This is a genomic window from Caballeronia sp. BR00000012568055 (assembly GCF_029439455.1).
Taxonomy (GTDB): Bacteria; Pseudomonadota; Gammaproteobacteria; order Burkholderiales; family Burkholderiaceae; genus Caballeronia.
In genome coordinates this window covers 1-11666 of sequence record NZ_JAQFVG010000255.1, presented here as the reverse complement: position 1 = coordinate 11666, position 11666 = coordinate 1, and the positions used below count along the sequence as shown (strand labels likewise).

Here is an 11666-nt window from a genome sequence, read left to right as displayed (position 1 = left end):
CGGCGTGTGTATTCGCGAGAGACGCGGCGAGAGGATCGGCGTATCGCCGCAACGGAATGGCTCTGGCTGATGGGCGCAATCCTGGCGGGCGGCGTTGCAGGCCCTGCTTTATTGATGCTCGGCTTGTCGAGCACACCCGCCGCGACCAGTTCGCTGCTGCTGAATCTCGAAGGCGTATTGACGGCGGTCATTGCATGGATGGTGTTTCGCGAGAACGTCGATCGTTACGTCTTCGTCGGCATGATGGCGATTGTTGCGGGTCGCGTGTTGCTGTCATGGCAAACGGGTCCGGGCGGCTTGTCGATCGGAGCGCTGTTGATTGCGGGCGCATGTCTTGCATGGGCAATCGACAATAACCTCACGCGCAAGGTATCGACCAATGATGCAATGATCATCGCTTGTTTAAAGGGCTTATGTGCGGGTCCCGTGAATCTGGCGATCGCGTTTGCATCGGGCGCAACGCTGCCCGGCCCCGCGTTGATCCTCGCAGCCATGACCACAGGATTCGCAGGCTATGGCATCAGCCTCGTGTTGTTCGTGATCGCGTTGCGTCATCTGGGAACCGCACGCACGGGCGCGTATTTTTCCGTGGCTCCGCTATTCGGCGTGGCGCTTTCATTGCTGATATGGCCTGACATGCCCGGCACTGCGTTCTGGTGCGCAGCGGTATTGATGATCGCGGGCGTCTGGCTGCATGTGCGTGAACGGCACGAACACGAACATACGCATGAGCGGATGGAGCATGCGCATCGGCATCGGCATGACGCGCATCATCAGCACACGCATGACTTCCCTTACGATGGCGATGAACCGCACACGCATCCGCATGTGCATATGCCGATTACGCATTCGCATGCGCATTTTCCGGATGTGCATCATCGGCATCGGCATTGATGTTTAGATCACTTTCGAGCGTGCTGTCGGCATGGCTTCGAAATACGCTTTCAATGCGTCAGCGGCAACGCGCACTTTCGCGGGCTTGCTGTCCTTGCGCGGTGAAACCAGCGTGACGGGCAGCATCGGAAAGGTCCAGTTCGGCAGCACGGGGATCAGATTGCCTCGCTTGATCGCGCTTCGCGCATCGATATAAGCGAGACGTGCGATACCCAGACCTCGCTCGCAAATCTGCTGAAGCGTGGGCTGCGCCGTGCTTGCAATGCGCACGTTCATCGTCACCGTTTCCTTAGTTCGCTTCGCGCCGTGCAACGTCAACGTGTAGGTCGGTTCTTCTTCGGTTTCCTGAAGATCGCGCTCCAGCGCAATCCAGTGATGCGCCTTCAAATCCCTCGGATGCTCGGGCGTGCCATTGCGTTCGAGATACGCCGGCGATGCGCACAGCAAGGTCTCCAATTCGCAAATCCGCCGCCCGGTCCACGCCGAATCCGCTAGCTTGCCCACGCGTATGGCGAGATCGACGCGCGCATCGATCAGATCGACCATTTCATCGGCGACGAGCAGGCGCAGACGCAATTGCGGCCATGTCGATAAAACCGGCGCGAGCGCAGGCGCAATGAACGACGCAAAGCCCAGCGGCGCGGCAATACGCAACTCGCCGGACGGCGCATCGCGCGCTTGCGCCAGCGACTCGGAAGCGGCGCGCCACGCATCGATCAGCCGCACGCAATGCGCGTAACAACGCTTGCCGTCTTCGGTCAATGCGAGCTTGCGTGTCGAGCGATGCAGCAACGTCACGCCCGACTGCTTTTCCAGCGCCTTGATGGTCTGACTGACCGCCGACGGCGTCATGCCCAGCCGCGATGCCGCCGCACTCATCGAGCCTTGCGACACCGTTTCGGCAAATACGACGAAAGGACGTAGATCGTTCATTGTTAAGGCACGCTTAAAAGAGATTGTCGATTTCGACGTATTCTAAAGCGTCCAGTCACGCGATAGCATGCTGTTCATTCATCCATTTCGCGGGGTTTTCAAATGAAAGTCGCACTGATCGGCGCTACGGGATTCGTTGGCAAGCATCTTCAGCAGGAATTGTTGCGCCGTGGCCATGAAGTCACGGCATTGGTTCGCAAAAGCGGCAATGTATCGACCGATTCACTGCTCAAATTCGAATTAGCCGATGCTTATTCGGCAGATTCGATTGCTCAAGCAGTGCGTAATCAGGATGCCGTACTATCTGCCTTCAATCCTGGCTGGAACGACCCCTCCTTGTTCGACAACTTCACGCGCGGTAATGATTCGATCGTGCGCGGCGTGGAAATGAGCGGCGTGCGCCGTTATATCGTGATTGGCGGCGCGGGCAGTCTTTTCGTCGCGCCAGGCGTGCAACTTGTCGATACGGAAGCCTTCAAAACGCATGTGCCCGCGAATATTGTTCCGGGCGCGGTGGCCGCACGCAATGCGCTGAGTACCTTGCGCGACAACACCGCGTTGGACTGGACTTTCGTCAGCCCGCCCGCGATGCTCGAGGAAGGCGAACGTACCGGCGTTTATCGTTTGGGCCGAGACGATCTGCTGATGGACGGTGATAAACCCGCAGGCATTTCCGTTGCCGACCTCGCTGTTGCCGTGGTCGATGAATTGGAACAGCCGGTGCATATTCGCCAGCGTTTTACGGCGGCGCGCGTAGCTTAAGCCGCGCATAATCGCGTATTCTCGCGGCGTCGCGCATGTCATAATCGGCGGCATCCAATGTCCGCCAGGGCATGCCAATGAGACGCCGCTTTATACGCCTGACCGGCAGCTTGTTGGGATTGCTTGCAATCCTGCTGATGGCGCTCGTGCCTGCCTTTTCGCACGCACTTTCTGCCACGCACGACGAGCACGGCAACGGCGGCATGCCGTGCTCGATGCCGTCGATGCAACAGCATCACGAAACGTACGACACGCACGACACCCACGGCACGCAGCTTCATCTCGACGCCTGCGGCTATTGCAGCCTCCTCGCCCATCTCCCGGCAATCACCCCATTCGCGCCGCCCTCCGCGGTGCTGAAACGCACCATCGTTCATCGCGTCAAGACGCGTTCTGAACGCGTGCGTGCCAATGCGCCGTTGCCTTTCTGGCACGCGCGCGCCCCGCCATCGCTGTTGTCCTGACGCTTCCTTTTGCCTCGGAATGCGCCCCGCGCATCCTGGCCTCGCACGCGACCTTCAAGGTCGATGAGGTTCGACATGAGCCCGGAAAACAGGATGAACTATGCACACCCTTATCGAACGAGATGCGCGGCAGCCGGCTGCCACGGCCCTCGCCTGCGCCGCATTGATCACACTGATCGCGCTGCCCTCGCTGGCCCACGCGCACGCTATTGCAGGCGATCGCGTTTTCCCCGCCACCATGGCCGTCGATGACCCCGGCGTCGGCGACGAAGCCAATCTTCAGTTCAGTCATCTTCGCGTGCCGGGCGACGACGGCGATCAAAGCATCAACACGTTTCAGTTCGAATACGACAAGCTGATTACGTCGCGCCTCGCTTTATCGGTAGGTGGTAGTTACGTTATGCAAAATAATTCGACGGCACATGGTTTCGACAACTTCGAAGTCGGACTGAAGTATCTTTTGTACGTCAACGAGGCGCATGAATTCATGGCCTCCGTGGGCGTGAATGCCGAACTCGGCGGCACTGGCAGTTACGCGATTGCGGACAGCTTCTCGACTATTTCGCCGACGGTTTATATCGGCAAAGGTATGGGCGATTTGCCCGATGCGCTCGCTTATCTGCGCCCTGTCGCCATCACGGCAGAAGCAGCGCCCGCGCTCACGACGGGTGCCGGTCAACCGAACGCCTTCAACTACGGCTTCACGATTCAATACAGCCTGCCCTATCTTCAGCAGCACGTTCATTCGCTCGGACTGCCCGAGCCGTTCGCGAGCCTGATTCCGCTGATCGAAATTCCGCTGTCGAGAAGTCGGGGACAGACGACTGGTACGGTTAATCCCGGCTTTATCTGGATCAATCGCTACGGACAATTCGGCATTGAAGCGCAACTTCCGATCAACCGTGCGAGCGGTTCACATGTCGGCGTGATTGTGCAGGCGCATATTTTCTTCGACGATGTCGCGCCGACCACCATCGGCAAGCCGCTGTTCAACTGGTGAAGGAGCATGTTATGCAGATCAATCGCGTTGTGAACAGCGCTGCCATTGTCTTCCTCGTGATGAGCAGCGCTGCGCTGGCTCACGTGTTTCCGCGCACGCAAGTGCCGGGGGCGAGCGAAACGGTCGCATCGCCTGCGCAGATTCGAATCACGTTCGACGGTCCGTTGGAGCCGGCGTTTTCATCGTTGACCGTTACGGACGCGAACGGGAAGCAAGTGAACACCAAAAAAACCGCCGTCGATGCACAACATCACGAGAACATCTCCGTCGCGTTGCCCGCCTTGCAGGCGGGACGCTATACGGTGCATTGGGTGGCCATCGCGGACGACGGGCATCGCACGCACGGCGACTACAGTTTCACGGTGAAATAGGCGGCGCTGCGTGCATCGATAAAAAATTGCGTCGCGTGAGGCGTGCGCGCAAGTTATTCTCGCGCGCGCCTTCACGTTCGATTTTGGCGATCGCATCATCGCTCTACGATTGAGTCCTGCCCTCAATCACACGAGACTCGCCATGCGCCATCGAATGCATTTGTCTGCGCTTCTTAGCGCGCCCCTTCTTGTCACCGCCATGTCCGCGTACGCCGATGTCTCCGTCAAGATCGGCCAGGTGTCGCCGCTGACGGGCGAGCTTGCGCATATCGGCAAGGACGATGAAAACGGCGTGCGCCTCGCGATCGAAGATCTCAACGCGAAGAAGCTTCAGATCGGCGGCCAGAACGTCACCTTCGTGCTCGACTCGCAAGACGATGCAGCCGATCCGAAAACCGCCGTCACCGTCGCGCAAAAGCTGGTGGATGATCGCGTCTCCGGCGTGGTCGGCCATGCCAACTCAGGGACATCGATTCCGGCCTCGCGCATCTATGCCGACGCGGGCATTCCGATGATCACCGAATCCGCCACCAATCCGAAGCTGACCGCGCAGGGCTTTCAGTCGGTGTTTCGCATGGTCGCGAACGACGTGCGTCAAGGCACGGTGATCGGCACGTACATGGTTCGCGATCTGCACGCGACCAAAGTCGCCATCGTCGATGATCGCACCGCCTACGGACAAGGGCTTGCGGATGAAGTCGAGAAGGCCGTAAAGGCAGCGGGCGGCACGGTCGTGGCGCGCGAGTATGGCACCGACAAGACCACCAACTGGATGAGCGTGCTGACCACCATCAAGAGCGCGGTGCCGGGCGGTATCGTGTTCACGGGCGGCGATACGCAGGCGGCTGCATTCGCGCAACAGGCCCAGAAACTCGGCATCAAAGCCAAATTGATCGCAGGCGATGAAGCGTGCACGCCGCAGTTCATCACGCTCGCGGGCGCGGCCATGAACGCAGGAACATACTGCACGCTCGCGGGCGTGCCGCGTGCTCAGATGCCCGGCGGCGAAGTGTTTTTCAAGCGCTATCAGGAACGCTTCGGCGGCCCCGTACAACTCTATGCGCCCTATGCCTACGATGCCGTCATGGCCATGGCCACCGCCATGCAGGCCGCAGGTTCGACCGATCCACACGTCTATCTGCCCAAGCTGCGTGAACTCTCGATGAACGGCGTCACCGGCGCAATCCACTTCGACGAGAAAGGCGATATGCGCAACGGCGCCATCACCGTGCGGCAATACGGAAATGGCGCGTGGAACGACCTAACCGTGGTGCGCTAAGCTTTTATTCGTCGATCAGTACCGGCACGCCGAGTCCCACTTTCACGCGGCTCATGCTCACCAGCGTCTTGAAGCGTTTGACGTTGTTGTTGGAGAAAAAGAGCTGCCGCGTGAGTTCCGTGTACTGATCCATATTTTGCATGGTCAGCACTAGAACGAAGTCCCATTCGCCCGCAACATAGTAGCACTGCTGAATATACGGACATTGCGCGAAACTGCGCTTCATGGCGTCGAGCAGATCGATTTGTTCGCTCTCGACTTCGACCATCGTGACGATGGTCAGCGCGCATCCCACTTTCTCCGGCGTAACAATGGCGGCGTAATGATCGATCACACCTTCGTCAGAAAGACGTCGCAGACGGCGATTCACAGCTGCCGTGGAAAGATTGACGCGCGCGCCAAGTTCGTTTTGCGGAATCTGCGCGTCTTGCTGGACTTCCATCAGCAGTTTGCGATCGAAGGCGTCGAGCGATACGGACATGGCAGCAAACCCTTTGATGATGAAATTTTTTTGCGCGAAATCCGCTAAATTTCGAACCGAAATAATGATGCACGTGAATATTATTTAGTGATGCCGCTCGTGGCGTCAACTTTTTTGGAATCGATCAAAGATGCAAATCGCGAATCCCCGCGCTGTACGAAGCGACTATCCATTGCGCGACATTCTGAGCATTGAACGCGCTGACGAAAGCCGTGCGTGGCTCGCGTCATGGCCGCGTCTGAACCGCGCGCCCACGCCGCTAACCAGCCTGCCCGATGCAGCCGCGCGCTTCGGTCTCGCTTCGCTGCACGTGAAAGACGAATCGCAGCGCTCGGCGCTCGGCAGCTTCAAGGCGCTCGGCGCACCGATTGCGTTGATGCGGCTCGCCATGCGCTTATGGCATACGCATCGACTCGATCCGCGTGCGCTGTTCGAAGGGCGTCATGCGTCGCTTCTCGCGCATCTCACGGTAATCAGCGCGACGGATGGCAATCATGGCAAGGCGCTCGCAGCCGCTGCGCGCTCGCTTGGTTGCCAGTGCGTGATCGTGCTGCATGCACATGTGAGCGCCGAACGCGAGCAGGCCATTGCGAATGAAGGCGCGCGTATTCTGCGTATCGACGGCAATTACGATGATTCGGTATCCGAAGCGGCGCGTCTCGCGCATGTCAACGGCTGGCACGTCGTATCGGATACTTCATACGACGGCTATACCGAGATTCCGCGCGATGTGATGCAGGGTTACGGCACGATTCCCGCTGAAATCATCGAGCAGACTGCAAGCACGCGCGATGCCCCTGCGTTCACGCATGTGCTGCTGCAAGGCGGCGTCGGCGGACTGGCTGCGGGTATCGCAAGCTATTTCTGGGAATGGCATGGCGCACGGCGTCCGCATTTCATCGTGGTCGAACCGCATCAGGCGGACTGTCTCTATCAAAGCGCACTCGCCGGACACGCCGCGCACGCAACCGGTTCCGTCGATTCGATCATGGCCGGTCTCGCATGCGGAGAAGCATCGCCGCTGGCGTGGCGCGTGCTCGAAGCGTGCATCGATACCTTCATGACCATCAGCGACGACGAAGCCATCGCGGCCATGCGTATGCTTGCTGACGCGGGGATTGTCGCGGGTGAATCGGGCGCTGCGGGTTTTGCAGGGCTTGCAGCATTGATACGCGATAGATCGCTCGACGGACTCGACGCAAACGCGCGCGTGCTCGTCATCAACACCGAAGGCGCGACCGCACCGGCGCTCTACGAAGAACTGACCGGCGAGCACCCTGAACACGTGTTGGCGCGTCAGCGCGCACTCGTCCATGTCGCTTAAGGAGGACGCTATGGAAACGTCACTGCAGGCGCGTTTGCAGGACTGGCGCCGGCATTTGCATCGCTATCCGGAAACGGGATTCGAAGAGCATCGCACATCCGACTTCGCCGCGACCATTCTGAGCGCGCTGGGTTATGAGGTGGCGCGCGGTATCGGCGGAACGGGTTTGGTGGCGAGTCTTCGCGTGGGAAGCGGCACGCGTGCCGTTGGTCTGCGCGCTGATATGGATGCGCTCGCGATCAACGAGCAAGCGCCCGCGCGTACGCATATCTCGCTTACGCCCGGAAAAATGCACGCTTGCGGACACGACGGCCATATGGCGATGCTGCTTGGCGCGGCGCGCGAGCTCGCCGAAAAGCGCGATTTCGACGGCACTGTGCGCTTTATTTTTCAGCCCGCCGAAGAGCACGGCCGCGGCGCGAAAGCGATGATGGCCGATGGCCTGTTCGACCGCTTTCCCGTCGATACAATCTTCGGGGCGCACAATATGCCGGGCATGAAAGCAGGAACGTTCGCCACGCGTGGCGGCGGCATCATGGCGAGCGAAGATAATTTCGTGATCCGAATCGATGCGCGTGGCACGCACGCCGCGCGTCCGCATATGGGTATCGATCCGATCGTGATCGGCGCGCAGATCGTGTTGGGCTTGCAGACCATTGTGTCGCGCAATCTCGATCCTTCGCAATCGGCGGTCATATCGTGCACAGAGTTTCTGACCGATGGGTTACGCAACGTGATTCCTTCGACTGTGACGATCAAAGGCGACACGCGCAGCTATTCGCGCGAAGTGCAGGCGCTACTCGAAACCCGCATGCGTGAAGTGAGCGAAGGCATTTGCCGCATACACGGCGCGCAATGCACCTTCGAATACACGCACGAATTCGCTCCGACCGTCAATTCGATGCAATGGGTCGAGACAGCGGCCCGCGCCGCAGCAAGCGTGGCAGGCATAGACGCGGTTGACACCGACGTCACGCCGATGATGATCTCCGAAGACTTCGGCGCGTTTCTGCAAGTGGTGCCGGGCAACTTCATGTTTATCGGCAATGGCGATACAGGCGCACCGCTGCATAACGCGACCTATGACTTCAACGACGACATACTCGAAACAGGCGCGCGCTATTTTGCAGAGGTCGCGCGCCTGGCGCTCTCGAGCTTAGGTCACCAGCACACGTAACCGCCATCGGCCAGCACGATCGATCCGGTCATCAGACTTGCCGCATCGCTCGCGAGAAACAGCACCACGGACGCGATTTCATCCATGCGTCCGAGCCGATTCATCGGCGTACTATCTATCCACTGTTTCAGGCGCGCTTCGTTCTCTTTCTCGTGCACGTACTGATTCATCTCCGTGTCGATATAAGTCGGTGCGACCGCATTGACACGCACGCCGCGCGCGCCCCATTCCGCCGCAAGCGATCGCGTCAGATGATGCACGCCCGCTTTCGACGCGTTGTAATTCACCTGCTCTTGCGGCCGATTGACGATAAACCCCGACATCGATCCGACATTGACGATACTGCCGCCGCCATGCTCAAGCATCCCTTTACCGAAGGCACGGCATGCGCGGAACACGCCCGTCAGATTCACGTCGATGACGCGATTCCAGACCTCGTCGCTCATATTCTCTGCAGGATGATCCGATATGGCGATGCCCGCGTTATTCACGAGTACATCGACACGGCCATGTCGCGCGACGACGGTATCGTTGACGCGTTGCGCGGCGGCGGGATCGGTGACGTCGAAGATTTCGCCTTCGGCTTGCGCGCCTTTCGCCGCTAGTTTGGCGAGCGCCTCGTCGAGCAGCTTTGAATCGTAGTCCGTAAGAACGACACGCGCACCCGCTTCCGCCAGCGCTTCTGCAATCGCAAATCCGATACCACGTCCTGCGCCCGTGACGACGGCGACTTTTCCATCGAGTCGAAACTTGTTCATGTACATGATCAGCTCATCCAGTTGCCGCCATCGACATTGAGCGTCTGCGCCGTGATGTAATCCGCATCCGCCGACGCGAGAAACACGGCCGCGCCCGTCAATTCGTCGGGTCTGCCCATGCGTCCGAGCGGCACCGCTTCGCCAACCAGGCGCTTCTTCTCTCCGATCGGCCGATTCTCGTACCGCGCGAAAAGTGCATCGACGTCCTTCCACATCGGCGTATCGATCACGCCTGGCGCGATACCGTTCACGTTGATTTTGTGCGATGCAAGCGCGAGCGCCGCCGATTGCGTATAGCTGATGACCGCCGCCTTGCTTGCGCAGTAATGCGATACCAGCGCTTCACCGCGACGCCCCGCCTGCGAGGCCATATTGATGATCTTGCCGCCGCCGCCCTGCTCCACCATCTGCTGCGCCACGCGCTGCATCAGGAAGAACATGCCCTTCACGTTCACCGCGAACACGCGATCGAAAATGTCCCACGATTCATCGAGCAAGGGCCGCATATCGAAGATGGCCGCGTTGTTGTAGAGAATGTCGATACGCCCGAATTTCGCGAGCGTCGCACTTACGATCTGTTCGATGCCTTCGCGCTGCGTCACATCGGCCTGAACGAACAGGAGTTGCTCGTTGCTTGCCGCTGAGGCCGGTGCCTTGACATCGACGGCCACGACTTTCGCGCCTTCGTCGAGATAACGGCGCACCACGGCTTCACCAATGCCGGCTGCCGCGCCCGTTACGATTGCAATCTTTCCTTCGAGTTTCATTTGCGATCTTCCTTTGATGGAGTGATTCACGCGCGGCATGCCGACGCATACATGTCGATGACTTCGCGCACTTTGCTATGAATAAGGCTCATCGGCGATCCGTCGATACGGCCTGCGCGCATCGCCCAATATTGCGCGGGCAAATAGCGGCTCAGCAGATTCTCGGGAATCGGCGTTGATTCGAGATTGCGCAGCAGCGTTTGCGCGGCTGCGGCGATGTCAGCATCGGTCCAGTAATAGCGCACGCGGTCGCTATAGCTATACGTGCGCAAGAGATGTTGCTCGCGTGCGTTGCCGTGGTAATAGCGTTCCCAATTACCGGGCTTATCGAGCATGACCTTTTCGATGACTTCGCGCAGCTTCGATTGTTCATGTGAGGGCACGAGTTCCGCTTCGATATCCGCGAGTGCGAATAAAGCTTCACGAAGCGCGAAAGTTACGCCCGGACCGACTTTGAGAATCGCGAAACCATCGTGCACGAGATGGCGCAATGCTTCGGCCTTCTGATAATCCGTCGAATGCGCTTCGAAAACCATGCCGGGCAATTGCGTCAATGCTTCCGAGAGGTCCGACGCAAGCTCGGGCTGGTAGTCGATCACTTTCGTGTGATCGAACTCCACGCCCGGTTGCACGACGAGCGCGATCACGCGTTGCCATGCGTCGTCCAAACCGCGCGCATGCCATGCCTTGCGATGAATCGCGACCGTCTCCAGCGCTGCATCGCGATGCGTGACTTCGACGCCTTCGAGTTCTTCGCTCGCGCCGCCCGGGACAGGCACTTCTGTGCCGATCACATAAACCGGCTTCCTCAGGATACCTTCACGTTTCGCCGCGTTCTCTCCGACTGCGCATAAACGCGATGCACGTTCAGCGACGACATCATCGGACAGACGCTCGGGGTCGCCACCGCAGGGCATGCTGGCATCGAGATGAATTTTGCCGAAGCCTGCGGACACGTAGGCTTCGATCAGAGCTTCGGCTTTCTGCATGGCTTCTTCGGCGGGCAGCGCGCGCCACGCGTTGGGGCCGAGATGATCGCCGCCGAGAATCAAACGTGCGCGATCGAAGCCGACTTCATCCGCGATCTTGTACACGAAACGCACGAAATCCGCAGGCTTCATGCCGGTGTAGCCGCCGTACTGATCCACTTGATTCGACGTGGACTCGATCAGCAGCGGCGTATTGTCTTCGAGCGCCTGCTGCATCGCGGCTTCGAGCACCCACGGATGCGCGGAGCAAATCGAATAGATGCCTTTGAGCTTGCGGTCCGCATCGGCATCGCCGGAAAGGCGTGTTACGACGTCATGCATGCTGTTGCTCCGAGATGAACTGATCGAGTTGCGCGAGCGTCGATGTGCCTTCCATCGGCCCTTTGACCGCTACGGCACGCGCGCCGCTGGCGCTTGCATAGCGCAGCGCACGCTCCGGTTCCATGCCTTGCGCGCGGCATGCAATG

General features: G+C 59.4%; 13 protein-coding genes. 8 read left to right on the top strand and 5 right to left on the bottom strand.

The window, feature by feature from the left end; all coding sequences use genetic code 11:
* A partial coding sequence (locus P7F28_RS15320) for a DMT family transporter (protein ID WP_277185374.1) occupies positions 1 to 894 on the top strand: 894 nt, incomplete at its 5' end.
* A 3-nt stretch (positions 895 to 897) separates the two neighbouring features.
* Here the strand turns inward: P7F28_RS15320 and P7F28_RS15315 are convergent.
* Complete coding sequence (locus tag P7F28_RS15315; protein WP_277185373.1) at positions 898 to 1827, bottom strand: LysR family transcriptional regulator; 930 nt, start codon at positions 1825 to 1827, stop codon at positions 898 to 900.
* A gap of 102 nt (positions 1828 to 1929) precedes the next feature.
* Between P7F28_RS15315 and P7F28_RS15310 the strand changes: the two genes are divergently transcribed.
* The 5 genes from P7F28_RS15310 to P7F28_RS15290 all read left to right on the top strand — a co-directional run bounded on the left by P7F28_RS15310 (position 1930) and on the right by P7F28_RS15290 (position 5703).
* A complete protein-coding gene (locus P7F28_RS15310; RefSeq protein WP_277185372.1) occupies positions 1930 to 2589 on the top strand; it encodes an NAD(P)-dependent oxidoreductase in 660 nt (219 codons plus the stop codon).
* A 71-nt stretch (positions 2590 to 2660) separates the two neighbouring features.
* Entirely contained in the window at positions 2661 to 3053 is a 393-nt protein-coding gene (locus P7F28_RS15305; protein WP_306805914.1) for a DUF2946 domain-containing protein, read from the top strand.
* A 100-nt stretch (positions 3054 to 3153) separates the two neighbouring features.
* Positions 3154 to 4053 (top strand): hypothetical protein, encoded by a 900-nt coding sequence (locus tag P7F28_RS15300; RefSeq protein WP_277185370.1) that lies wholly within the window; start codon positions 3154 to 3156, stop codon positions 4051 to 4053.
* Positions 4054 to 4064: 11 nt separating this feature from the next.
* Positions 4065 to 4424 carry a copper resistance protein CopC gene (locus P7F28_RS15295; protein WP_277185369.1) on the top strand — a complete coding sequence of 120 codons (360 nt, stop codon included), beginning with the start codon at positions 4065 to 4067 and terminating at the stop codon, positions 4422 to 4424.
* Positions 4425 to 4566: 142 nt separating this feature from the next.
* Positions 4567 to 5703 (top strand): branched-chain amino acid ABC transporter substrate-binding protein, encoded by a 1137-nt coding sequence (locus P7F28_RS15290; RefSeq protein WP_277185368.1) that lies wholly within the window; start codon positions 4567 to 4569, stop codon positions 5701 to 5703.
* 4 nt (positions 5704 to 5707) lie between these two features.
* Here the strand turns inward: P7F28_RS15290 and P7F28_RS15285 are convergent, their stop codons facing one another.
* Complete coding sequence (locus tag P7F28_RS15285; RefSeq protein ID WP_277185367.1) at positions 5708 to 6184, bottom strand: Lrp/AsnC family transcriptional regulator; 477 nt, start codon at positions 6182 to 6184, stop codon at positions 5708 to 5710.
* 130 nt (positions 6185 to 6314) lie between these two features.
* Between P7F28_RS15285 and P7F28_RS15280 the strand changes: the two genes are divergently transcribed.
* Both P7F28_RS15280 and P7F28_RS15275 read left to right on the top strand, forming a co-directional pair.
* Positions 6315 to 7508, top strand: a complete 1194-nt coding sequence (locus P7F28_RS15280; protein WP_277185366.1) for a diaminopropionate ammonia-lyase — start codon at positions 6315 to 6317, stop codon at positions 7506 to 7508.
* Positions 7509 to 7518: 10 nt separating this feature from the next.
* The gene (locus P7F28_RS15275) at positions 7519 to 8685 is read left to right on the top strand and encodes a M20 aminoacylase family protein (RefSeq protein ID WP_277185365.1); all 1167 of its coding nucleotides are present in this window, start codon (positions 7519 to 7521) and stop codon (positions 8683 to 8685) included.
* On the opposite strand, the gene P7F28_RS15270 is transcribed toward P7F28_RS15275, so the two are convergent.
* The 3 genes from P7F28_RS15270 to P7F28_RS15260 are packed head-to-tail and all read right to left on the bottom strand — an operon-like array spanning position 8670 to position 11520.
* Entirely contained in the window at positions 8670 to 9449 is a 780-nt protein-coding gene (locus tag P7F28_RS15270) for an SDR family NAD(P)-dependent oxidoreductase (protein WP_277185364.1), read from the bottom strand. The genes P7F28_RS15275 and P7F28_RS15270 overlap by 16 nt on opposite strands.
* 2 nt (positions 9450 to 9451) lie before the next feature.
* The gene (locus P7F28_RS15265; RefSeq protein WP_277185363.1) at positions 9452 to 10210 is read right to left on the bottom strand and encodes an L-iditol 2-dehydrogenase; all 759 of its coding nucleotides are present in this window, start codon (positions 10208 to 10210) and stop codon (positions 9452 to 9454) included.
* A 26-nt stretch (positions 10211 to 10236) separates the two neighbouring features.
* Positions 10237 to 11520: a D-tagatose-bisphosphate aldolase, class II, non-catalytic subunit gene (locus tag P7F28_RS15260; protein WP_277185362.1), complete on the bottom strand. Its 1284-nt coding sequence runs from the start codon at positions 11518 to 11520 to the stop codon at positions 10237 to 10239.
* Between the last annotated feature and the right edge of the window lie 146 nt (positions 11521 to 11666).

What these genes read in the sequence shown, in the direction of transcription:
- P7F28_RS15300 (WP_277185370.1), top strand. Translation starts at nt 3,154, where the DNA reads ATGCACACCCTTATCGAACGAGATGCGCGGCAGCCGGCTGCCACGGCC.
- P7F28_RS15280 (WP_277185366.1), top strand. Translation starts at nt 6,315, where the DNA reads ATGCAAATCGCGAATCCCCGCGCTGTACGAAGCGACTATCCATTGCGC.
- P7F28_RS15315 (WP_277185373.1), bottom strand. Translation starts at nt 1,827, where the DNA reads ATGAACGATCTACGTCCTTTCGTCGTATTTGCCGAAACGGTGTCGCAA.
- P7F28_RS15275 (WP_277185365.1), top strand. Translation starts at nt 7,519, where the DNA reads ATGGAAACGTCACTGCAGGCGCGTTTGCAGGACTGGCGCCGGCATTTG.
- P7F28_RS15305 (WP_306805914.1), top strand. Translation starts at nt 2,661, where the DNA reads ATGCCAATGAGACGCCGCTTTATACGCCTGACCGGCAGCTTGTTGGGA.
- P7F28_RS15285 (WP_277185367.1), bottom strand. Translation starts at nt 6,184, where the DNA reads ATGTCCGTATCGCTCGACGCCTTCGATCGCAAACTGCTGATGGAAGTC.
- P7F28_RS15295 (WP_277185369.1), top strand. Translation starts at nt 4,065, where the DNA reads ATGCAGATCAATCGCGTTGTGAACAGCGCTGCCATTGTCTTCCTCGTG.
- P7F28_RS15290 (WP_277185368.1), top strand. Translation starts at nt 4,567, where the DNA reads ATGCGCCATCGAATGCATTTGTCTGCGCTTCTTAGCGCGCCCCTTCTT.
- P7F28_RS15260 (WP_277185362.1), bottom strand. Translation starts at nt 11,520, where the DNA reads ATGCATGACGTCGTAACACGCCTTTCCGGCGATGCCGATGCGGACCGC.
- P7F28_RS15310 (WP_277185372.1), top strand. Translation starts at nt 1,930, where the DNA reads ATGAAAGTCGCACTGATCGGCGCTACGGGATTCGTTGGCAAGCATCTT.
- P7F28_RS15270 (WP_277185364.1), bottom strand. Translation starts at nt 9,449, where the DNA reads ATGTACATGAACAAGTTTCGACTCGATGGAAAAGTCGCCGTCGTCACG.
- P7F28_RS15265 (WP_277185363.1), bottom strand. Translation starts at nt 10,210, where the DNA reads ATGAAACTCGAAGGAAAGATTGCAATCGTAACGGGCGCGGCAGCCGGC.